This is a genomic window from Streptomyces narbonensis, assembly GCF_014649015.1.
Taxonomy (GTDB): domain Bacteria; phylum Actinomycetota; class Actinomycetes; order Streptomycetales; family Streptomycetaceae; genus Streptomyces; species Streptomyces narbonensis.
The window spans coordinates 227,760-247,669 of the sequence record NZ_BMSF01000004.1; the positions used below are offsets into that span (position 1 = coordinate 227,760).

Annotated in this window: 21 protein-coding genes; 12 read left to right on the forward strand and 9 right to left on the reverse strand. The window is 72.9% G+C overall.

Features of this window, described 5'->3' with window-relative positions; genetic code table 11:
• Positions 1-57: 57 nt before the first annotated feature.
• Together IE124_RS09510 and asnB are read right to left on the reverse strand one after the other, a co-directional pair.
• Complete coding sequence (locus IE124_RS09510; RefSeq protein ID WP_189506799.1) at positions 58-957, reverse strand: 2-methylaconitate cis-trans isomerase PrpF family protein; 900 nt, start codon at positions 955-957, stop codon at positions 58-60.
• Positions 958-1,495: 538 nt separating this feature from the next.
• Positions 1,496-3,301, reverse strand: a complete 1,806-nt coding sequence (asnB, locus tag IE124_RS09515; protein ID WP_189506801.1) for an asparagine synthase (glutamine-hydrolyzing) — start codon at positions 3,299-3,301, stop codon at positions 1,496-1,498.
• A 275-nt stretch (positions 3,302-3,576) separates the two neighbouring features.
• Between asnB and IE124_RS09520 the strand changes: the two genes are divergently transcribed.
• Both IE124_RS09520 and IE124_RS09525 read left to right on the forward strand, forming a co-directional pair.
• Positions 3,577-4,317: a PIG-L deacetylase family protein gene (locus IE124_RS09520; protein WP_229832316.1), complete on the forward strand. Its 741-nt coding sequence runs from the start codon at positions 3,577-3,579 to the stop codon at positions 4,315-4,317.
• Between the two features lie 92 nt (positions 4,318-4,409).
• Positions 4,410-5,468, forward strand: coding sequence for a hypothetical protein (locus tag IE124_RS09525; RefSeq protein WP_189506803.1), 1,059 nt, complete (start codon positions 4,410-4,412; stop codon positions 5,466-5,468).
• Positions 5,469-5,498: 30 nt separating this feature from the next.
• Here IE124_RS09525 and IE124_RS09530 read toward each other — a convergent pair whose 3' ends face one another.
• Entirely contained in the window at positions 5,499-6,503 is a 1,005-nt protein-coding gene (locus tag IE124_RS09530) for a TIGR03620 family F420-dependent LLM class oxidoreductase (protein ID WP_189506805.1), read from the reverse strand.
• A gap of 148 nt (positions 6,504-6,651) precedes the next feature.
• Between IE124_RS09530 and IE124_RS09535 the strand changes: the two genes are divergently transcribed.
• Positions 6,652-7,251, forward strand: coding sequence for a TetR/AcrR family transcriptional regulator (locus tag IE124_RS09535; RefSeq protein WP_189506807.1), 600 nt, complete (start codon positions 6,652-6,654; stop codon positions 7,249-7,251).
• 232 nt (positions 7,252-7,483) lie between these two features.
• A complete protein-coding gene (locus IE124_RS09540) occupies positions 7,484-7,990 on the forward strand; it encodes a DinB family protein (protein ID WP_189506810.1) in 507 nt (168 codons plus the stop codon).
• Positions 7,991-8,034: 44 nt separating this feature from the next.
• Here IE124_RS09540 and IE124_RS09545 read toward each other — a convergent pair whose 3' ends face one another.
• Entirely contained in the window at positions 8,035-8,679 is a 645-nt protein-coding gene (locus IE124_RS09545) for a LysE family translocator (RefSeq protein ID WP_189506812.1), read from the reverse strand.
• Between the two features lie 191 nt (positions 8,680-8,870).
• On the opposite strand from IE124_RS09545, the gene IE124_RS09550 reads away from it, so the two are divergent.
• Complete coding sequence (locus tag IE124_RS09550) at positions 8,871-9,044, forward strand: hypothetical protein (protein ID WP_189506814.1); 174 nt, start codon at positions 8,871-8,873, stop codon at positions 9,042-9,044.
• A 173-nt stretch (positions 9,045-9,217) separates the two neighbouring features.
• Here IE124_RS09550 and IE124_RS09555 read toward each other — a convergent pair whose 3' ends face one another.
• A complete protein-coding gene (locus IE124_RS09555; RefSeq protein WP_229832343.1) occupies positions 9,218-10,696 on the reverse strand; it encodes an MFS transporter in 1,479 nt (492 codons plus the stop codon).
• A 103-nt stretch (positions 10,697-10,799) separates the two neighbouring features.
• Here IE124_RS09555 and IE124_RS09560 point away from each other — a divergent pair, with 103 nt between their 5' ends.
• Positions 10,800-11,687 (forward strand): helix-turn-helix transcriptional regulator, encoded by an 888-nt coding sequence (locus tag IE124_RS09560; protein ID WP_189506818.1) that lies wholly within the window; start codon positions 10,800-10,802, stop codon positions 11,685-11,687.
• 9 nt (positions 11,688-11,696) lie between these two features.
• Complete coding sequence (locus tag IE124_RS09565) at positions 11,697-12,236, forward strand: GNAT family N-acetyltransferase (RefSeq protein ID WP_189506820.1); 540 nt, start codon at positions 11,697-11,699, stop codon at positions 12,234-12,236.
• An 82-nt stretch (positions 12,237-12,318) separates the two neighbouring features.
• On the opposite strand, the gene IE124_RS09570 is transcribed toward IE124_RS09565, so the two are convergent.
• On the reverse strand, positions 12,319-12,966 hold the full coding sequence (locus tag IE124_RS09570) for a dihydrofolate reductase family protein (protein WP_189506822.1): 648 nt from the start codon (positions 12,964-12,966) through the stop codon (positions 12,319-12,321).
• 29 nt (positions 12,967-12,995) lie between these two features.
• Positions 12,996-13,568: a dihydrofolate reductase family protein gene (locus IE124_RS09575; protein ID WP_189506824.1), complete on the reverse strand. Its 573-nt coding sequence runs from the start codon at positions 13,566-13,568 to the stop codon at positions 12,996-12,998.
• Between the two features lie 191 nt (positions 13,569-13,759).
• On the opposite strand from IE124_RS09575, the gene IE124_RS09580 reads away from it, so the two are divergent.
• Entirely contained in the window at positions 13,760-14,077 is a 318-nt protein-coding gene (locus tag IE124_RS09580; RefSeq protein ID WP_189506827.1) for a hypothetical protein, read from the forward strand.
• Positions 14,078-14,183: 106 nt separating this feature from the next.
• Here the strand turns inward: IE124_RS09580 and IE124_RS09585 are convergent, their stop codons facing one another.
• Positions 14,184-14,804 (reverse strand): NADPH-dependent FMN reductase, encoded by a 621-nt coding sequence (locus tag IE124_RS09585; protein WP_189506829.1) that lies wholly within the window; start codon positions 14,802-14,804, stop codon positions 14,184-14,186.
• A 160-nt stretch (positions 14,805-14,964) separates the two neighbouring features.
• Here IE124_RS09585 and IE124_RS09590 point away from each other — a divergent pair, with 160 nt between their 5' ends.
• From IE124_RS09590 to IE124_RS09605, 4 genes are all read left to right on the forward strand, one after another.
• A complete protein-coding gene (locus tag IE124_RS09590; RefSeq protein WP_189506830.1) occupies positions 14,965-15,888 on the forward strand; it encodes a pirin family protein in 924 nt (307 codons plus the stop codon).
• Positions 15,885-17,084, forward strand: coding sequence for an MFS transporter (locus IE124_RS09595; RefSeq protein ID WP_189506831.1), 1,200 nt, complete (start codon positions 15,885-15,887; stop codon positions 17,082-17,084). The genes IE124_RS09590 and IE124_RS09595 overlap by 4 nt, the downstream gene beginning before the upstream one ends.
• 105 nt (positions 17,085-17,189) lie before the next feature.
• Positions 17,190-17,687 (forward strand): cupin domain-containing protein, encoded by a 498-nt coding sequence (locus IE124_RS09600; RefSeq protein WP_189506832.1) that lies wholly within the window; start codon positions 17,190-17,192, stop codon positions 17,685-17,687.
• A gap of 109 nt (positions 17,688-17,796) precedes the next feature.
• Positions 17,797-18,477, forward strand: a complete 681-nt coding sequence (locus IE124_RS09605) for a TetR/AcrR family transcriptional regulator (RefSeq protein WP_189506833.1) — start codon at positions 17,797-17,799, stop codon at positions 18,475-18,477.
• On the opposite strand, the gene IE124_RS09610 is transcribed toward IE124_RS09605, so the two are convergent.
• On the reverse strand, positions 18,431-19,768 hold the full coding sequence (locus IE124_RS09610) for an amino acid permease (protein ID WP_229832318.1): 1,338 nt from the start codon (positions 19,766-19,768) through the stop codon (positions 18,431-18,433). The genes IE124_RS09605 and IE124_RS09610 overlap by 47 nt on opposite strands.
• Between the last annotated feature and the right edge of the window lie 142 nt (positions 19,769-19,910).

Here is a 19,910-nt window from a genome sequence, read left to right on the forward strand (position 1 = left end):
GTCCATTTCAGCGTGGCAGAGAAAGGACACCGGGGGCCCGCCGGGAGGGGTGCGCATTCACGCCGTTGCGTGGACACGCCACGGCAGTTCCAACGTCCCCAGAACCTCCGCGCGCTTGTGGTGGACCCGGATTCGGTCGGCCGCGGCGGAGACGGTGACGGTGCCGCCGGGGGTGCGGACGGGGCCGGCCGGCGCGGGGACGACGGTGCCGTCGAGCGCGCCGGCGGCGGCGAGGGCGGCGGCCCCGGTGAGCGCGAGCCGGGGGTGCCAGCCGCCGACGGTGAGGGCCCGGACGGAGAGCCCCTCGGGACCGTCGGCGAAGACGGCGATCTTGGGGAGGGCGGAGCCGGGCGGGTGGCCGAGGATCCGGGCGGCGTCGGCGCGGAGCGCGAGGAGTTGGTCCCGGAGGGCGTCGTCGCCGTGCCGGGGGAGGTGGCGGGCGTCGACGAAGACGTACGGGTTGCCGTACCGCACGAGGGACACGGGCACGCCGGAGAGGACGTCGACGGGGCGTCCGGTGGGGAGGGTGCCGGGGGCGGTGGGGGCGCGGAGGAAGCTGAGCGTGAAGGCGCCGCGGTCGCCGTGCGGCTCGCGCTCGGCGACGCGCTCGCCCTCGCCCTCGCCCTCGCCCTCGCCCTCGCAACGGATCGTGTCGCCGGTGGTCAGGGCCCGGACGGTGACGGGCCCGGGGCGGCCGTCTGCGACGACACAGGCGAGGAGGGAGTGGCCGCAGCCGGCCCGGAAGTCGAAACCGCCGCCGGGGAGGGCCTGCACGAAGCGGTAGTCGAGGGTGTGCCCCGCGCGGGTGGAGGGACCGTACAGGGCGATCTTGTTGAGCTCGGCGTACGCCGTGCCGGCCAGCGCCTGGCGCAACCGCGCCAGCTCGACACCGAGCGCGAGCGCCCCGACGGGCAACTGGTCGAGCCGCACGACGAGGGTGGGCCCGGGGGCATCCACGGCCCGAACGACGACAGCACGAACGACGGCGGCGGGTCGGGCGACGGTGGGGACGGGGGTGGGGCGGGTCCCTCCGGGCGCTGGGCCGCCCCCTTTGCCCGGGGGGCGGGCCCCGTAGCCCGTGAGGCCGGCCCCGCCGCCGGTGGGGCCGCCCCCGTCACCCGTGGGGCGAGCCCCGTCGCCTGCGGGGCTGCCCCCGCCGCCGTCCGTTGTGGGCATTCGTCCCGCTGGGGCGTGGGGGTCCCCCCTCTGGGGGAGGGTGGGCACAACGGACGGCGCCGTTGCGGGCGCCTCCGCCCCGACTGCCCCGGCCCGAGCACGCGCACCCCGCACCGAAACGGCACCGGCGTCGTGGGGGCCGTAGGCGCGGGAAGCGAAGGCGCCCGCAGGGGCGCCGTCCCGTGTGCCCACCCGTCCCGCCCAGCGGGACGATCGCCCACACGGGGAGGGGCGCAGGCCCGGCTCGGCGCCGGAAGGCCGCGGCGTCGGGGCGTGCTCGGGGGGTGTGGCGGGTTCGGGACGGGGAGGTTCCGGGTGTTCAGGCCGCACAGCCCACCGGGATTCGCATGCCCTGTACGACCTCCGTCCACAGCTCGTGGACGGCGAGGGCCCAGAGGGCCAAGGCGTCTTGGTGCGAGGGGCGTTCGAGGTGGCGGGTGAGGAGTTTCCGCACCCGGTCGGCGCGGACCCTGCCGCCGAGGACGAGCCTGGCCGGCGACAGCAGGTCGCGGACGGTGTCGAGGAGCGGGCTCCCGGGGGCCAGCATCGCCGCGAGCGGGAGCGTGAAGGGCTGCTTGGGGCGGCGGAGGACGCCTGCGGGAAGCAGCTCGGCCCCGGCCTCGTACAGCGCCCTCTTCCCCGTCCGCGCCGCCGCAGGCAGACCGCGGGCGTGGGCGACGACGGACGGCTGGCAGAAGGGCATGCGGGCCTCCACGGCCCAGGCCATGGACAGGTGGTCGACGCGCCGCAAGTGGTACGCGGGCAGCCGCCAGCGCGTCTCGAAGGCCGTCATCGCCGTGAGCCGGTCCGCGCCGACGGCCTCGGCGGAGCGCAGTTCCTGCTCGATGCGGTCGGCGGCGGAACCCTGATCGGCGATGTGGGCACGGTAGTCGGCGGTGTAGAGGTGGTCGCGGAGGAGGCGCGGGGCGGCCGAGAGGGCGTCGGCGTAGGCGCCGGCCCAGTCGGCTCCGGCGGGGGCGCCGAGCGCGGCGCGCATCCGGTCGTAGCCGCCGAAGAGCTCGTCGGCGCCGTCGCCGGCGAGCGCGACGGTGAAGCCGTTCTGGCGGACGGCGCGGAAGAGCGCGTACGTGGAGAGGGTGATGGGGTCGGCGTTGGGCTGGCCGAGGTGGCGGACGGTCCGGGTGAGCAGCGAGGGCAGTTCGTCGGGGTCGACGGAGACCTCGTGGTGGACGGTCCGGGCCCGGCGGGCGACCGAACGGGCGTAGGCGGCCTCGGAGTCCGGCCACTTCCCCCGGTAGGTGAGGTGGAAGGTGTGCAACGGCGGGGCGCCGGTCTCGCGGGCGTGTTCGGCGGCGAGCGCGGTGACGAGCCCGGAGTCGAGGCCGCCGCTGGTGATCGCGCAGACGGGCACCTCGGCGTGGGCGAGCCGCCGGACCTCGTGGCGGAGGAGGTCCTGGGTGTCCCCGGGCCCCGTCGGCACCCGGGGGCCCCGGCGCCGGACGACGGGGGCCGCCCCCGGGCGTACGAGCGCGGTGGCGCCGGGCGGCAGGACGCTGACGCCGTCGAGCGCGGTGTGCGTGGAGAAGGGCGTACGGGTGGCGAGGACCGTGTCGAGTGCGTCGTCGCGCGGGGAGATCCGTACCCCTTCGAAGGCGAGGAGCGCGGGGATCTCGGAGGCGAAACGGGTGGAGCCGTCGTACGGATCGTGGTGGACGTAGACCGGCTTCATGCCCATGTCGTCGACGGCTAGGACGAGTTGGGCGGAGCCTGGACGCAGGTCGAGTATCGCGACGGCGAACATGCCGTCGAGGTGCTCGGCGAAGGCCGGGCCGTACTCGGCGTAGAGCGCGGGGAGCACGGTGCCGTCGCAGCGGTCGGGGAAGCGGTGGCCCCGGGCGGCGAGCACGCGGCGCAGCTCGGCGTGGTTGTAGATCTCGCCGTTGAGCACGGCGAGGATGCCGGGGAGGTGCGGCAGCCGGTAGGGCTGCTGTCCGCCGCACGGGTCGGTCACCGCGAGCCGGTCGCAGCCGAGCGACCAGCCGGGGCCGCTGAGCACGTGGTGCTCGTCGGGTCCACCGTGGCGCTGGCGGGCGGAGACCGCCGCGAGTTCGGCGGGGTCCGGGCGGTCCGCCCCCGCGGCGATGGTGCCGAGAATCCTGCACATGGCGGTCGCCTCCGATTCCGAAGTCACGCTTCCGAAGCCACGCTTCCGAAGCCACGCCTCGGAAGTCACGCCTCGGAAGTCACTGTCCGTCCCACGACGGGCCGTCTCACGAGGGTCTGTCTCGTGACGGGCCGTCTCGTGACAGGGCCCGCCTCACGCTGGTTAAGCCCAATGATTTGAATCTACCAAGTTTTTGAATGGCGCGTAAGTGCCATGTCCAGTTCACGCCACGGCTTGGCCTTGCGACGCCCTCGCCGCCCCAACAGGCTGACCCCATGAGGGACATGGAGGAAGTCGCGAAGGACCGCGGCGCGCCCGAGTCACTGCTGGTCGTGGCCGCGCACCCGGACGACATCGAGTTCTGCGTCAGCGGCACCGTCATGCAGTGGATCGAGCGCGGCACCCGCGTCACGTACTGCATCGTGACGGACGGCGGCGCCGGCGGTTACGACGAACAGCTCCCCCGGCAGGCGATGGCGGACCTGCGCCGCGCCGAGCAGGTCCACTCGGCGAAGCTCAGTGGCGTCGCGGACGTCCGCTTCCTCGGCTACCCCGACAGCTTCGTCGAGGCGTCCGTGGAGCTGCGGCGCGATCTCTGCCGGGTCATCCGCGAAGTGCGCCCGCAGCGGGCCATCATCCCGTCCCCCGAGATCAACTGGGCCCGCGTCGCCGACCTCCACCCCGACCACCGCGCGGTCGGGGACGCCTGCCTGCGCGCCGTCTATCCCGAGGCCCGCAACCCCTTCGCACACGCCCAACTCCTCAAGGAGGAGGGCCTGGAGCCGTGGACGGTCCACGAGCTGTGGCTGATGACCGGACCCACCCCGAACCAGTACGTCGACGTCACCCCGGTCTTCGACCGCAAGGTCCAGGCGCTGCGCATCCACACCTCCCAGACGGCCCACTTCGACGACCTGGCCGGCCTGCTCCGCGACTGGCTCGGCGAGCACGCGACGGCGGGCGGACTGCCGCCGGGCCGGATGGCGGAGGCCTTCCAGATCGTGCACATCGACTGAGCCGGACGGCCTCACGCAGCGTTCTTGTGGGGCCACGGACCGCATGAGACGGTTTTCGCCCAACGCACGGCATAACAGGGGGAGTTACCGCCATGGCGATCGAACCGACACCTGCGGAGCAAGCACTCATCGACCAGTACGCCCTGCCCTGGATCGAGGCGAACGAGGACAGGTCCTCGGCGACGGACGTCAACCTGCGCTCCTATGCGGCGTCCCTGGAGGCCGACGGGATCCGCGGGACGAAGGCCGTGCAACGGCTGCTCTCCAGCGGGCGGAGCGAGGCGCTGACGGCTCTGGAGGAGCACTGGTCCCGCGTCAAGGGCTGCTTCGACCAGACGACCAGGGCCGCCCTCGCGATCACCGCCGAGATCCAGGCCTGCGGCGACACCATCGCCATCGGGAAGCACCGGGCCCAGGATCTGATGGTGCCCCTCGCCTCCCCGCCCGCCGGCGCCTCCACCGATTCCCAGCTCACCCTGCTCCAGCAGCGACAGGCCGACATCACCCGGCAGGACCTCCGGCAGAACGCGGCGACGACCCTCTCCGAGACCGAGGCGGGCGCGGCCCGCGCACAGGCCGATCCGGACGTCGCCACGCTCGCGACCGTCCCCGGAACGGTCGCCCGCCTGCTCGGCGGCGCCGGAGGGGGCATCGGCCGGGGCATCGGGACGGGGGTCGCCCCGGGAATCGCGGGCGCCGGGATCGGAGGGGCCGGCGGGTTGGACGGGATCGCCGGGGGCGGGGCGAGCGGCGCGTCCGGCGGCATGGGGCGGGGGATCGCCGCGGCCGGCGGACCCGCGCAGGGAAACCCTCAGGTGGGGACGAACGCGGGGAACTGGAACATCTTCGTCGATCACAACGAGCACAAGCGCGCCGCCGACGGCCTCTCCGCCGCCGCCGAGCTCATCTACGGCACGACGACCCCGGTGCTCGCCCGCGCCCAGTACGACCTGGACACGCTCGCCGCCAGCGGATCCCTGGGCGCCTCCGTGGCCGCGGACTACGCCCCGCTCCTCGACCATCTCGACAGCGCCACCCGCGCCCTCGCCGACCATCTGAACGGTCCGCTCCGGGACCTGGTCCTCAGCATGTCCACCGACCAGCAGAAGACCGACGAGGACAACAGGGACCGCTTCGGCCGGCTGCGCTGAAGCACCGGAGCCTGCCCGGAGGGCAGCGGGTCAGGGCACGAGCGCCGGCGCCAGCTCGCGCCACTCGCGGTCCGGGAAGGCCGTGGGGTCGGGGTCGGCGGTGAGGACCTGGACGCAGACGTGGTCGGCGCCCGCGTCGAGGTGCTCCCGGACGCGCCGGCGGATCGACTCCGCGTCCCCGTGGGCGACGATCGCGTCCACCAGGCGGCGGCTCGGGCCCCCGACGATGTCCTCGTCACCGAAGCCGAGCCGCCGGACGTTCGCCTCCTGGTGCGCCGCCGCGGCAAGGTACATGGCGACGTGCGCCGTGGCGACCTCCCGCGCCCTCGCGGGGTCGGTGTCGAGGACGACGGCCTGCTCCACGCCGAGGAAGGCGTCCGGCCCCATGATCCGGCGGGCTTCCACGGTGTGCTCGACGGGGACGAAGTACGGGTGGGCGCCCGCGGACCGCTCGGCGGCCAGCCGGAGCATCTTCGGGCCGAGGGCGGCCAGTACGCGGGGCGGTGCGGGGTCGGGGACGGGCCCGTGGGCCGGTACCGCGTCCATCGCGTCCAGATAGGCCCGCATCGTGGCCACCGCCTTGCCGAGGGACCGTACGGGATAGCCGTCGACCTCGTGCACGGCGTCGTCGACCCGGTGCCCACCCAGGCCGAGCAGGTAACGCCCGGGGAAGGCCTCGCCGAGGGTCCGGGTCGCGGTGGCGGTGGCGATGGGGTCCCGGAAGCCGATGTTGGCGATCCCGGAGGCCACACGGATCCGGCGGGTCGCCGACAGGAGCAGCCACGCCTGGCCGACGGCGTCACGGCCGAAGGCCTCCCCGTACCAGATGGCTCCGTATCCCAACTCCTCGATCTCAGCGGCCACTTCCCGTACGCGCCCGGCGGGCTGCCCTTCGAAGGCGAAGGTCCAGATGCCCACCTTCCCGAACCCGCCACGCGCACCGTGATCGGCGGCGCCTGCCGTATCGGTGATCGCAGTGACGTCCGTGACGCCGGCGGCGTCGGTGAGGGCGGCGGTGTTGGTGGTGTCGGTCATGCATCCCCCTGGAACGAGCCGAGCAAGTAAACGGAGAGGTTCTCCGGTTACCCGATGGCGCTACGATACGGAGAACCTCTCCGCTTAACTATTCCGGGAGGTCCGCGAAGGCGACGAGTACGGCGCAGGACGAAGGGCGGACAGCACGATGACGACGACCGGAAGCGCCGGCCCGGCCGCCTCCCGCCCGGGCCGGCGCGTGGACGCGCGCCTCAACCGGGAGCGGCTCGTCGCCGCGGCGCGGGACGTGTTCGCCGACGCGGGACCGCAGGCGTCCCTGAACGAGATCGCCCGCCGCGCAGGAGTGGGCCCCGGCACCCTCTACCGCCACTTCCCGAACCGCTCGACACTCCTGGCGGCGGTCCTCACGGACCGGATCGAGGCGCTGCGCGGACAGGCGGAGCACCTGGCCGCCACGGCCGCACCCGACGAGGCGCTCGCGCGCTGGCTCCACGCCTTCCTGGACCACGCCCGCGCCAGCCAGGCCATGGCCGGCGCGCTGCTCACCGAGGACCAGGACGCCGCACCGGAATCGACCGACTGCCACCGGCTGATCCTGGACGCGGCGGCGGCCGTCCTCACCCGGGCCCAGCTCCAGGGCTCGGCGCGGCCCGACCTGACCGCCGACGACCTCGTCCAACTCACCGTGGGGATCGCCCTGTCCACGGCCCACCGCGACGACGAGGAGCAGCCCGCCCGCCTCCTCGCCCTGATCCTGGACGCCGCCCACGCGCCGTCGCGCGGCTAGAACTCCGCTGCGCGGAGGGGTGATCGGGTTCCATGCCCTTCCGACGACGAGCAGGGGCCTTCCGTGACCGACCTCACCGGCGTGACCAGGCTCGCCATCCAGGCCGACATCGGCGACGGCTCCTCCTGCAAGCCCGACGGCGTGGTGATCGCACTCGCGGACGCCGTGCTCCGCTCGTGAGCGCGATCAAATGCCTCGACACCGCCCCGGGTGATCGGGGACGCTTCGCGCGATGACCAGAATCGACGACACACCGCCCGCGTGGGACGAGCGCACCCAGCTCACCACGTTTCTCGACTACGCACGCGACACCGCCCGCGCCAAGTGCGACGGCGTCTCCGAGGAGAACGCCCGCAAGGCGCTCCTGCCGGGCTCGCCGCTGATGACCCTGAGCGGACTGGTCAACCATCTCCGCTGGGTCGAGTACTACTGGTTCCAGATGGTCTTCCTCGGTGAGGAGGACCGGGGCCCCTGGACCGAGGAGGACCCCGACCGCGAGATGCGCATAGCCGTCGACTTCCCGCTCGCGCAGCTGCTCGACGAGTACACAGGACAGAGCGCCGCCTACCGCGAACTGGTCGCCGCGAGCAGCCTGGACGAGAAGGCCAAGCGCCCCATCCGCGGCGGAGTCCACGTCGACCTGCGCTGGATCCTCCTCCACCTCACCGAGGAAACCGCCCGCCACAACGGCCACTTGGACATCCTGCGCGAGCTGCTCGACGGCACGACCGGCAACTAGGGGGTGTCCGGGACCCGGTCAGGCCGGTCTCGCCCGGACCCGGGTCAGGCCGCGACAGGCGTACGGGACAGGGCCGTGCGCAGCGCGAAGAAGCCGAGCAGGCCGCCCGACGCGAACCGCTGGGCGGTCATCACGCGGGGCCGGGCCGCCAGGAACCCCGACACGCGCGCCGCGCCCAGCATGATCAGCGCGTTCACGGAGAGTCCCACGGCGATCTGCACGCCCCCGAGCTGGAGCAGTTGCGCCCAGTCCGGACCCGCCTGCGGGTCCATGAACTGGGGCAGAAGAGCGGCGTACATGAGCGCGATCTTGGGGTTGAGCAGGTTGGTCAGGAGCCCCATCGAGAACAGGCGGACGTCGGAGACCGGAGGCAGGTCCTGGGCCGGGGCGAAGGGCGAGCGGCCGCCCGGCTTGAGCATGTCCCAGGCCAGGTAGGCCAGGTAGGCGGCCCCGGCGAGCTTGACCACCGTGAACGCCAGCGGAACGGCGGCGAACAGCGCGGACAGGCCCGCGGCCGCGGCCACCAGGTAGCAGAGGAATCCCACGGCGGTCCCGCTCAGGCTGACCAGGCCCGCCCTGCGGCCCTGGGTGATCGCACGGGAGGCGAGGTGGATCATGTTCGGTCCCGGAGTCAGGGCCATGCCGAGTTCGACCAGGGCCACTCCCCCTGCTGCGGCCAGACTGATCACTGGTCAACTCCTGATCGTTTGCCGGGCGCTTGGTACCCGGAGTGGACGCCGCCCGGCTGCGACGGAACGGTGCGCCGCATCGGCGGTCCCTGCGGCCTCCGCCCCAGGATACGGTCCTGCCTCTCCGCGCCTCCGCGCCCCCTGAGCCCGGCCGACCGGGGAAGCGGTTCCTCCGGCGGGACGGCGGGTACGTGGCGGGCATGTCAAAGGGCTGGCGTTGGTTTCTTCTGGCCGGGTTCGTCGTCTGGACCGTCTTCGCGCTCCAGTGGACCGACCTGGGCTGCGACTACCCGGAGGCGTACCTCGCGGTCGTCCGCTTCGGTACGCCGGAGGGGCTGGAGTTCCTGCCGGCCTGCGGTGGCTAGGTCCTGCCGTCACACTCCCGTCGTCCGCCCGAAGGGCGGGCCCTGCGGCGTCAGGTGCGTGCTCTCGGCGTGCCGGGCGCGGGCCCGCGTACTGGATGTACGCGGGTCTGTGCCCGGTGCGGTGAGAGTGCATGCATGGCGTCGCAGGGCAGGCGGGAGTTTGACGACAGGGCCTAGCGGGTGCCCCCGCGGGCCTTCGGCAGATGGCGCAAGGAGAAGGAGCCCAGGGCCGCGTGGAGCGAGGCCGCCACGGCCGCCGCCGCGTGCAGGCCGGTGACGAAGGCCGACTTCGCCTCGGTGACCGTCGTGGCCGCGAGGCCCGGGACCCGGAGCGTCTCGGTGAGGGTGCCCGCGGCGTCGGGGCCCTGGAGCCGGAAGACCAGGGCGGCCAGTGAGCCGAGGAGGGCGATGCCGAGGGCGTTGCCGATCTCGTTGCTCGTCTCGGCGATCGCGGCCGCCGCCCCGACGCGCTCCGCGGGCGCCGCCGCGACGGCGGTGTCGGCGACCACGCTGAAGGAGATGCCGTAGCCGACCCCCGCGACGACGGTGGACGTCACGTACCAGCCGATGCCGTCGGAGACGGTCGTGGCGAGGAGCAGCAGCATCCCCGCCGCGATGAGGAAGTGGCAGGTGACGAGTGCCGCCCTGGTGCCGATACGCGCCACAGCGGACGGGGTGACGACGCAGGTGACCGTGAGCACGGCGGCGCCGGGGAGCGCCACGAGCGCCGCGTCCAGGACGGTCAGCCCGAGGACGGACTGGAGGTAGACGCCGCCCAGGTAGGCCGTCGCCGACCAGGCGGCCAGGGGCAGGAGGCCGGTGACGGCCGCGATCGTGAAGACCCGGTCCCGGAAGAGACGGATGTCGATCAGAGGCTGCTCCAGGTGGAGTTGGCGCCTCACGAACCACGTCAGAGTGGCGGCGCCCGCGAGGCCCGTGGCCAGTGCGGTGACCGTCAGGCCCTCCGTGGCCGCGTGCTTGATCGCGTGGACGGTCGACAGGATGCCCCCGGCGGAGAGCAGCACGCTCAGGACGTCGACGCGGCCCGTGCGGGTCGCGGGCACCTCGCGGAGCAGGACCGGGGCCAGGAGCAGGAACAGAGCGACGACGGGGAGGTTGATCAGGAAGACCGATCCCCACCAGAAGGTGTTCAGCAGTTGCCCGCCGACGACCGGTCCGATCGCGAAGCCCGCCGCGAAGGTGGCGGCGAAGACGCCGATCGCCTTCGCCCGCCGGCGCGGGTCGGTGAACAGCCCGCTGAGCACCGCCAGCGCCGAAGGCAGCAGCGTGGCACCGGCCACGCCCATCAACGCCCGGAAGGCGATCAGCAGTTCCGGCCCCGGCGCGAACGCCGCGCCCGCCGAGGCCGCGCCGAACACCGCCGCACCGGCCATCAGCAGCCTCAGCCGGCCGTACCGGTCACCGAGGTTCCCGAAGGCGATGAGCAGGGACCCGACGGCGAAGCCGTAGACGTCCAGGATCCACAGCGCCTGATCGGCGGTCGGCGACAAAGCCTCGGAGACCTTGGCCATCGCCAGGAACAGGACCGAACCGTCCATCGCCACCAGCAGGACCGGGCCGAGCACCACCAGGAGGCCCAGCCATGCCCGCCGGTCCGGGGAGGACACGTACACCTCGCACTGTTCGTTCATGCCGTCGACGGTGCTGCGCCGGCTCCGCCGCAGCCATCCCCGTCCCATGGGTACACCTGACAGGGGCACCCTCGCCCCGGCCCCGGCGCCTACGCTCGACGCCATGGAACTGGAGAGCCTCGGGGCCTACCTCAAGGCCCGACGCGACCGGGTCACGCCCGGCGACGTCGGACTGCGTACGTACGGCTCCACCCGCCGCGTACCGGGCCTGCGCCGCGAGGAGCTCGCCCACCTCGCCGGAGTCAGCGCCGGGTACTACACGCGCCTGGAGCAGGGCCAGGCAGGCACCGCCTCCCAGCAGGTCCTCGACGCCCTCGCCGGTGTGCTCCGGCTCGACCCGGCCGAGACCGCCCACCTGCACAACCTCGCCCGCCGGCCCGCCGCACCCCGCCTGACCCGCCCCCGCCCCGAGAGGCCGCACCCCCGCGTCCTGGCGCTCCTGGCGTCCCTGGGCGAGACGACGCCCGCCGTCGTGCTCGGCCGCCGTGGCGACGTCCTCGCCTGGAACCGCACCGGACACGCCCTCGTCGCGGAGCACGTCGCCTTCGACGCGCCCGACGACCCGGCGCGACGGCCCTCCGTCCCCCGGATGTTCTTCCTCGACCCCCTCGCCCAGGACCTGCACCGGAACTGGGACCAGCTCGCCCGCACCCACGTCGCCTATCTGCGCCTCACCGCCGGCCGCTACCCCACCGACGCCCGGCTGGCCGAGCTGATCGGCGAACTCTCCATGCGCAGCCGTGACTTCGCCGGGCTCTGGGCCAAGGGCGAGGTCGCGGACTGCACGGTCGGCACCATGCGCCTGCGCCACCCGACCGTCGGCTGCGTCGACGTCGACTACCAGGTGTGGCTCCAGCCCGAGAGCCCCGACCACCGCCTGGAGGTCTACACCCCCAACGACACCGCCTCGGCCGACGCCCTGCGCCTGCTGGCCGACCAGGTCGCCGAGCGAGCCGTAATCGGATTGCCGACGCCGGGACCTGTCGGATAGGAAGCTCGCATGCTGAGGGGTAAGAAGGTCGGGCTGCGCGCCCGGCACGACGAGGACATCCCGGTCCTGCGGACCGAGCTCTACGACGACGTGGTCAACGGCTCGCGGGCCGGGAGCGCGGCCTGGCGGCCGATCACGCCCGGGTCGAAGGATCCGCGGCTCGTCGTGGACGACAGCGAGCCCGGGCACGTCCCGTTCTCCGTGGTGGAGCTGGAAGGCGGCACGCTGCTCGGCACCGCGACGCTGTGGGGCATCGACAACCACAGCCGGGCCGCGCACATCGGCCTCGGGCTGCTGCCGGCCTGCCGCGGACAGGGCTACGGCACCGATGTCGTCGCCGTGCTCTGCCACTACGGCTTCGTCGTGCGCGGCCTGCACCGGCTGCAGATCGAGACGCTGGCCGACAACCACGCGATGCTGCGCTCCGCCGAGCGCAACGGCTTCGTCCGCGAGGGCGTGCTGCGCTCCTCCGCCTGGGTGATGGGCGAGTTCCTGGACGAGGTGCTGCTCGGTCTCCTCGCCCAGGAGTGGAAGCCGAAGGCCCCCTAGGTCCTGTCGTCAAACTCCCGTCGTCCGCCCGAGGGCAGGCGGGAGTTTGACGACAGGGCCTGGCTGTCGGCCGGTTCTTCCTTCAGCGCCGCCAGAACAGGTGGTGCGTCACCCCGCCGCTCGGGCTGGGGACGGTCTCGTGGTGGAACCGGTCGTTCAGCTCGTCGGGCGATTCCCAGAGCCGTACCCCGGCACCGATCCGCACCGGTGCGACCGCCACGTGCAGGGTGTCGACGAGGTCCGCGTCGAGGAACTCCCGGATCGTGGTGGGACCGCCGCCGAGCCGGACGTCCTTCCCCCGCGCCGCCTCCTTCGCCAGGGCGAGGACCGTCGCCGGGTCGTCGTCGACGAAGTGGAAGGTGGTGTCGGAGAGCGTGAACGACGGACGCTTGTGGTGGGTCATGACGAAGACGGGTGTGTGGAACGGGGGTTCGTCGCCCCACCAGCCCTGCCATTCCTCGTCGGGCCAGGGCCCGCGCAGGGGTCCGAACTTGTTGCGGCCCATGATCTCGGCGCCCATGTTGAGCCCGTAGGCGCGCGTGAAGTAGTCGTCGAGGCCGCGGCTCCCCCCGGGGTCGGCGCGCATCGGCCAGCTCGCCGTGGCACCCGCCCAGGCGAACAGCTCCCCCGGGTCCGCGTGGCCGAACGGTTTCTCCAGGCTCTGGCCCTCACCGGTGCCGTATCCGTCGTCGGACACCATGAAGTTCTGCACCCGCAGCAACTGGACCATCTGCTCTCCTCCTCCTGCCGACCCGGCCGTCAGCGGACGACGTCGAAGACCTGCTTCTGCAGACCGTTGGCATAGACCTCGTGCTCGACGAGCTCCAGCTTCTGGGCGTCCTTGTCGGTGGTGCTGAAGAGCCGCTTGCCGGCGCCGAGGAGGAGCGGGAAGACGAGCAGGTGATAGCGGTCGATCAGGCCGGCGTCCGACAGGGCCCGGTTCAGGGTGGCGCTGCCGTGGACGATGATCGGGCCGCCCTCGGTCTCCTTCAGCGCGGCGACCTCGTCGAGCGTGCGCAGGATGGTGGTCTCGCCCCAGTTCGACACCAGGTCGTCCTCGGTGAGCGTCGTGGAGACGACGTACTTCGGCATCGACTTGTAGTCCGCGAAGTCCTCCATGCCGGGCCACACGGGGCTGAACACCTCGTAGCTGGTCCGGCCCAGCAGCATCGCGCTCGCTTCCTTCTGCTCCCGGCCCTTGATCTCGTAGGCCTCGGGGAGGAACTCGATGTCCTTGAAGGTCCAGCCGGAGTTCCGGTAGCCGGGCTCGCCGCCCGGCGCCTCCACGACGCCGTCGAGGGAGATGAAGGCGGTGGTGATGAGAGTGCGCATGTGTCGGATCCTCGATCGCTCGGTGTGTCGCGGGGGGTGGCGCTGGGTGTGACGCGGGGTGTGACGCGGGGTGTGTCCCGGTGTCTGTCTCGGTGTCTCGTGTTCTGTGGGTTCTGACCGTGGGCCGCCGCGAAACTCATCGGTCGCTCTCGGATCAGGCTCCGGTCACGGTCCGAGCCTAGGATCGAAGTATGGCGAATCAGTGCAATTCCACACTGTCCCTGTGGTCGCGGGACTCGTTCCTGTCCGTCGGATCCGTCGGATCGGCCCTCTCGGTCGGATCCGTCGGATCTTTTCTCTCCATCGGTTCGGTCGGCTCCGCCCTGTCGGCCGGCTCCGTCGGCTCCTGGGCGAGCGCCGGCTCGCTGCTGTCCGCCCGCTCGTGCTGGTCGATCCTCTCCTACCGCTCCCGGCGAGGAGCCCTCGTCACGGGCGTGGCCCTCGCGGTCGCGGGGACGGTCGCGGGCGCCGTCGCCCTGACGTCCGGGGCGGCCCGGCGCGGCCGCTGAGGACACGTCCGACCTCCTCCGTGCAGGACGGGGAGCCTGGACCCCCAAGTGGTGTCATTCTGCCGGATCTTGGGGACGGCGATCAGGCGATCTCCGCTCTTCGCGGTCACGCCTGGGGCGACTTCGCCTCGTCGATCTTCGCCTGGAGGTTGGTCAGGAGGAGCTGGAGGAGCTCGATGGTGACCTCGTCCGTGAGGTTGCCCTCGGCGTCGAAGCGCTCGTGGGAGCGGAAGACGTGCACCTCCGGCTTGACCACGACGTCGTTGTCCGTCCAGACGAAGACCTGACGCAGGGCGAGCTGCGCGCGGACCGTGCCGAAGTTGGTCGGCGCGGCGCCGAGGATCGCGGTGGGCTTGCGGTTCATCGGCAGCCCCTCGGTGCGGGTCCAGTCGGTGCTCAGCCAGTCGAGGGCGTTCTTGAGGACTCCGGGGATGGAGTAGTTGAACTCCGGGGTGGAGATGAGCAGCCCGTCCGCCTCCGTGACGCGGCGGCGGAGGTCGTTGACGGCGGCCGGGCGCAGCTCGGGGGTGTCGAGGTCCTGGTCGTACGGCGGGATGTCGCGCAGGCCGTCGTAGATCTCGATGTCCTGGCCGGTGTTGAACTTCTGGGCGGCGCGCAGGAGTCGGGTGTTGTGCGAGTCGGTGCGGATCGAGCCGGAGATGGCGAGGACCGTGGACCGGGCCGAGGACGCGGCGGCGGAGGTGGGGGCGGAGGCGGACGTGGACATGGTGACTCCTCGGGAGAGGGCGGGGGGGGGAAGGAGGAAGGGGCGAGGCCGGCGGTCGGCGCCGCACCTCGACGAGGAAGAAGCTAAACCGATCGGTTCAGTCTGTCAACGGAACGGTTCAGTCTTGACAGTGAACTGAATGGTGTAGTTCATTCTTCGCATGCCCCCAGCCGCACCCACACCCACGGCCGCCGCCACGGACACCGCCGGCGGCGCCTCCGCGACGCGGCGCGTCGCCCGCGTCATCCGCTCCCTGCACACCTATGAAGGCGCCGGATTCCCCGTCCGGCGGCCCTTCCCCACCGAAGAACTCCCTCTCCTCGACCCCTTCCTGATGCTCGATCAGGTCGGTCCGACCGAGCTCGGGCCCGGCGAGGCCAAGGGCGCCCCGGCCCACCCCCACCGCGGCTTCGAGACCATCGAGTACGTCCTCGACGGCGCCATCGCGAACACCGACTCCCGCGGCGACAGCACCGTCGTCCGCGCGGGCGGCGTGCAGTGGCTCACCGCCGGCTCCGGGCTCGTCCACGAGTCCCTGCCCACCCCCGAGTTCCTCGCCGCGGGCGGCCGCCAGCACATGTTCCAGATCTGGGTGAACCTGCCCGCCCACCTCAAGGACCTCCCGCCCTACAGCCAGACCGCCGAGGCCTCCGAACTCCCCGTGGCCACCACCCCGGACGGCACCACCGTCACCGTCCTCGCGGGCAGCAGCCACGGTGTGATCGGCCCCTTCACCACCCGTACGCCGGTACTCGTCGCCCACGCCCGCCTCACGCCCGGCGGCCGCACCGACTTCACCGTCCCGGCCGGCCACAACGTCGCCGTGTACGCGATGAAGGGCGCCGCCACCGTCAGCGGCGAGCCGCTGCGTGACGGGCACCTCGCCGTCCTCGCCCGGGACGGCGACCGGTTCACCGTCGGGACGGCGGGGCCCGCGGCGGCGGCCGACGTGCTGGTCCTCGCGGGCGAGCCCATCGGGGAGCCGATCGCCCGCAGCGGCCCGTTCGTGATGAACACCGATGCCGAGATCCGGCAGGCGGAGGAGGACTTCGCGCGCGGGCTCATGGGCCGGATGTCGATATGACCGCGAAGACCGGCACGGGCGCGGACACACCCCCGGCCTCCGGCACCCCTTCCTCCCACTCCCCCGCGAAGAGCGCCCCCACCCCCGCACCCGCGAAGAGCGCCCCCCGGCAGGCCCATGGCGGCCCGGTCCTCGCCCTGCTCGCCGCACCCGCAGCGATGGGCGTGTCCGGCCCGACCCTGGCACTGTCCGAAGCCGCCCGCGGATTAGCCGTCTCCCCCGGGACGGCGGCCTGGCTGCTCACCGCCTACGGGATCGGCATGACGGTCGGTACTCCCCTGCTGACCGCGGCCGGCGGGCGCCGCGGCCCCGCCGGGACCGTCCGGGCCGGTGCGGCCGTGCTCGTCCTCGGCGCGGCCCTCACCCTCGTCGCCCCGAACCTTCCGCTGACCGTCGCCGGGCGCGCCCTGGAGGCGGCGGGCGCGGCCGGGCTCAACGTCGCGGCCTTCCAGATCGCCGGCCGGGACCGCTCGGGCCGGGCGCCCGGACTCGTCGCGATCGGCAGCGCGGTCGGCGGCACCACGGGCCTCTTCATCGGCGCGGCCGTCGCCGGGACGCTCGGCTGGCGCGCGACGCTGCTGCTCCCGCTCCTCAGCCTGCTCGCCCTCGTACCGGCCCTGCGCCTCGCGGCCCGCACGGCACCGCAGCCGGGGCCCGCGACCCGTACCGCCGCGACCCCCTCCGCCACCGCGCCGCGCCGGTCCCTCCCGCTCCCCCTCGACGTCCTGCGCGACCCCGGCTTCCGCACCGCCGCCGGGCTCATGCTGGCGCTCTCGACCGTCAACTTCGCCCTGCTGTACGCGGCTCCGCGCCGCGTCGGCGCCCTCACCGGCTGGAACGGCATGGAGACCGGCGCGGCGGCCTCGGTCGCGACCCTCGTGGGCGCCCTGCTGTCCTGGCAGTTGATCCGCGTGGCTCCGGCCCTGGGCATGCACCGGATGCGGCTGCTGCTCGCGGCCGGCTCCTTGGCGGCGGCCACCCTGGCCTCGCTCGCGCCCTGGACGGTGGTGGTCCTGATCGGCTCGGCGACCAGCTCCCTCGTCACGGCCGGCGGTCAGGGCCTGCTCACGGGCGCGGCGACCGAGCGGCTCCCGGAGACGCGGCACGGGACGGCGATCGGGCTGTTCAACCTCGCCTTCCTGATCGGGGTGGCGGCGGGCCCGGCCGTGGCGGAGGCGCTGACGGCCACCACCTGACGGACGCCGGCGGGGCATCCGGGCCCGCACCCGCCCGACACCCACCTCTTCCCTCTTCCCTCTTCCCTCTTCCCTTTCCCGTCCTCACTCACAGGAGCTCTCCCCATGTCCCTCCTCCACCCCTCCTACCCCGCCCCCCGCTACTTCGGCGAGAAGGGCGAGGTCAGCGCCCGCTTCCGGCCCGCCGCCACCGAGCCCGAGTTCGTCTCGGAGCCCGGCGGCACCACGTACCACTACCTGTCCACCGCCACCTCGACCGACGGTGAGTACGGGCTGTACCGCGTGGAGATGGGGCCCGAGGCCGGCGGTCCCAGCACGCACTTCCACAAGGCGATGTCGGAGGCGTTCTTCGTGCTCTCCGGCAGCGTGCGGCTCTTCGACGGGGAGCAGTGGGTGACCGCCCGCTCCGGCGACCACCTCTACGTCCCCGTCGGCGGGCTGCACGCCTTCCGCAACGACTCCGCCGACCCGGCCTCGATGCTGATGCTGTTCGCCCCCGGCGCGCCCCGTGAGGAGTACTTCGAGTCGATCGCCCAGCTGGCCGACCTCAGTGACGCGGAGCGGGTGGAGTTCTGTGAGCGCCACGACAGCTTCTTCGTCTGAGAGGCCGTGTCCCGGCCCCTCGACCCCTCGGACCTTTGCAGACCAAACCGTTCAGTTCATATACTGGACGACCCCGTCACCCCCGTCACCACAGTTAAGGACACGTCCCATGGGAGCCGAGACACAGGACGCCCAGGGCGCCACCGACGAGTACGGCATCCCGATCATCCCGGACCCCGCCGACGCGGCCTCGCGCAAGCGGCAGGCGATCATCGACGCCGCGCTCGCCGAGTTCCTCGCCGAGGGCTACTCCGCGGCGTCGATGGACGCGATCACCCGCGGTTCCGGGGTGTCCAAGGCGACGATCTACAAGCACTTCGGCAGCAAGGAGCGCCTGTTCCTCGCCGTCATCGGCGGCGTGCTGCCGAAGACGTACGCCGATCTGGAGCCGTCCAACTCCACCATCGCCGAGGCCCCCGACCTGCGGGCCGCGCTCGTCCGGCTCACGACGGACTGGGCGCGGATCCTGCTGCGGCCCGACATCATGTCGCTGCGGCGGCTGGTGATCGGCGAGATAGACCGTTTCCCGCAGCTCGGGCAGCTCTGGTACCGGGTCAGCTACGACATGAACAACGGCCCGCTCGTCGAGGCCTTCACCGAGCTGCACGCGCGCGGCACCCTGGACGCGCCGGACCCGAAGCTCGCCGTGCAGCAGCTCGTGGCGGTGACGGTGGGGGTGCCGCAGCTCGTGCGGACGTTCTCGCCCGACGCGGTGATCGAGGACGCGGAGCTGACGCGGGTGATCAGCTCGGGAGTGGATCTGTTCCTGGCGCGGTACGCGCCCGCCTGACGGTCCTGATCCGGGCCCCCACCAGGAGGGCCGCCGCCCATGCGCCGGTGGTGAGGATCTGGGTACGGCTCGCCTCGGCGCCCAGCATGAAGAGCAGCACCCCGCCGATCCCCGTGAGGGCCGCCACCGACCGTACGGACGGGCCGTGCAGGCGGAGGTGGGAGGCGGCGATCAGGGCCCAGACGACGAGGATCGCGGCGCCGATCGAGTTGAGCAGGAACGGGAAGACCGTGCGCGGCCAGAGCAGGCTGAGGACGACCGAGACGAAGCCGAAGGCGGCGGAGGCGAGGACGGCCGCGTACGGGACTCCCGTCCCCTTCCGCTGCCGGCCCAGCGCGCGGGGCGCGTCGCCGCGCCCGACGAGGGCGTACAGCATGCGCGAGGAACCGTAGATGTTGGCGTTCATCGCGGACAGGAGCGCGACGAGGACGACGGCCTTCATGACGTCGGCCGCGCCGGGGACGCCGATGCGGGCCATGACCGCGGCGTAGGGGCCGTCGGCGACGGCCGGGTCGTTCCACGGGACGAGGGCGACGATCACGGCCATGGAGCCGAGGTAGCAGACGGCGACCCGCCACATGACGGCCCGTACGCCGGTGCGGACCGCGCGGGCCGGGTCGTCGCACTCGGCGGCGGCGATGGTGACGGTCTCCAGGCCGCCGAAGGCGAAGACGGCCGCGACCATGCCGACGGCGACGCCGTACCAGCCGTGCGGGAGGAAACCGCCGTCGCCGGTGAGGTGCGCGACGCCGGGTGAGGGCTGCCCGGGCAGCAGGCCGGCGAGGACGACGGCGCCGAGGACGAGGAAGCCGGCGATCGCGGCGATCTTGAGGCCGGCGAACCAGAACTCCAGCTCGCCGAAGTGGCGTACGCCGGCGAGGTTGCTCACGGTGAACACGCTCATGAAGAGGGCGACCCACGCCCAGCCGGGCACGGCAGGGACCCAGCCCTCGACGATGTGCGCCGCGCCGACGGCCTCGGCCGCGACGCTGACGACGAGCAGCGCCCAGTACATCCACCCGGCGAGGAGCCCGGCCCACGGCCCGAAGGCCGAGCGCGCGTGCTCCGCGAAGGAGCCGGTCACCGGGCGGGCGGCGGACATCTCTCCGAGCATCCGCATCACGAGGACGGTCAGGAAGCCGGCGAGGGCGTACGAGACGAGGATCCCGGGCCCGGCCGCCGCGATCCCGAACCCGGACCCCACGAAGAGCCCGGCACCGATGGCTCCGCCCATAGCGATCATGGCCAGATGCCGCTGCCGCAGCCCCGCACCGAGTGCCTGTGTTGTCATGCTTCCCCCCGAATTCCACATGATCAGCGCGGGAGCTTCCCCACTGATCCCCGCTGAGGGTAAGCCGGTTCAGGCCGCCGACCGGCTCCGGGAGGGGCCGGGGCCCCCGGGAAGGCCCGGGAACTCCGGACAGGGAGCGCGG

Coding starts and splice junctions, on each gene's coding strand:
- asnB (WP_189506801.1), bottom strand. CDS start 3,301: ATGTGCAGGATTCTCGGCACCATCGCCGCGGGGGCGGACCGCCCGGAC.
- IE124_RS09520 (WP_229832316.1), top strand. CDS start 3,577: ATGAGGGACATGGAGGAAGTCGCGAAGGACCGCGGCGCGCCCGAGTCA.
- IE124_RS09525 (WP_189506803.1), top strand. CDS start 4,410: ATGGCGATCGAACCGACACCTGCGGAGCAAGCACTCATCGACCAGTAC.
- IE124_RS09530 (WP_189506805.1), bottom strand. CDS start 6,503: ATGACCGACACCACCAACACCGCCGCCCTCACCGACGCCGCCGGCGTC.
- IE124_RS09535 (WP_189506807.1), top strand. CDS start 6,652: ATGACGACGACCGGAAGCGCCGGCCCGGCCGCCTCCCGCCCGGGCCGG.
- IE124_RS09540 (WP_189506810.1), top strand. CDS start 7,484: ATGACCAGAATCGACGACACACCGCCCGCGTGGGACGAGCGCACCCAG.
- IE124_RS09555 (WP_229832343.1), bottom strand. CDS start 10,696: ATGAACGAACAGTGCGAGGTGTACGTGTCCTCCCCGGACCGGCGGGCA.
- IE124_RS09560 (WP_189506818.1), top strand. CDS start 10,800: ATGGAACTGGAGAGCCTCGGGGCCTACCTCAAGGCCCGACGCGACCGG.
- IE124_RS09565 (WP_189506820.1), top strand. CDS start 11,697: ATGCTGAGGGGTAAGAAGGTCGGGCTGCGCGCCCGGCACGACGAGGAC.
- IE124_RS09570 (WP_189506822.1), bottom strand. CDS start 12,966: ATGGTCCAGTTGCTGCGGGTGCAGAACTTCATGGTGTCCGACGACGGA.
- IE124_RS09575 (WP_189506824.1), bottom strand. CDS start 13,568: ATGCGCACTCTCATCACCACCGCCTTCATCTCCCTCGACGGCGTCGTG.
- IE124_RS09580 (WP_189506827.1), top strand. CDS start 13,760: ATGGCGAATCAGTGCAATTCCACACTGTCCCTGTGGTCGCGGGACTCG.
- IE124_RS09585 (WP_189506829.1), bottom strand. CDS start 14,804: ATGTCCACGTCCGCCTCCGCCCCCACCTCCGCCGCCGCGTCCTCGGCC.
- IE124_RS09590 (WP_189506830.1), top strand. CDS start 14,965: ATGCCCCCAGCCGCACCCACACCCACGGCCGCCGCCACGGACACCGCC.
- IE124_RS09595 (WP_189506831.1), top strand. CDS start 15,885: ATGACCGCGAAGACCGGCACGGGCGCGGACACACCCCCGGCCTCCGGC.
- IE124_RS09600 (WP_189506832.1), top strand. CDS start 17,190: ATGTCCCTCCTCCACCCCTCCTACCCCGCCCCCCGCTACTTCGGCGAG.
- IE124_RS09605 (WP_189506833.1), top strand. CDS start 17,797: ATGGGAGCCGAGACACAGGACGCCCAGGGCGCCACCGACGAGTACGGC.
- IE124_RS09610 (WP_229832318.1), bottom strand. CDS start 19,768: ATGACAACACAGGCACTCGGTGCGGGGCTGCGGCAGCGGCATCTGGCC.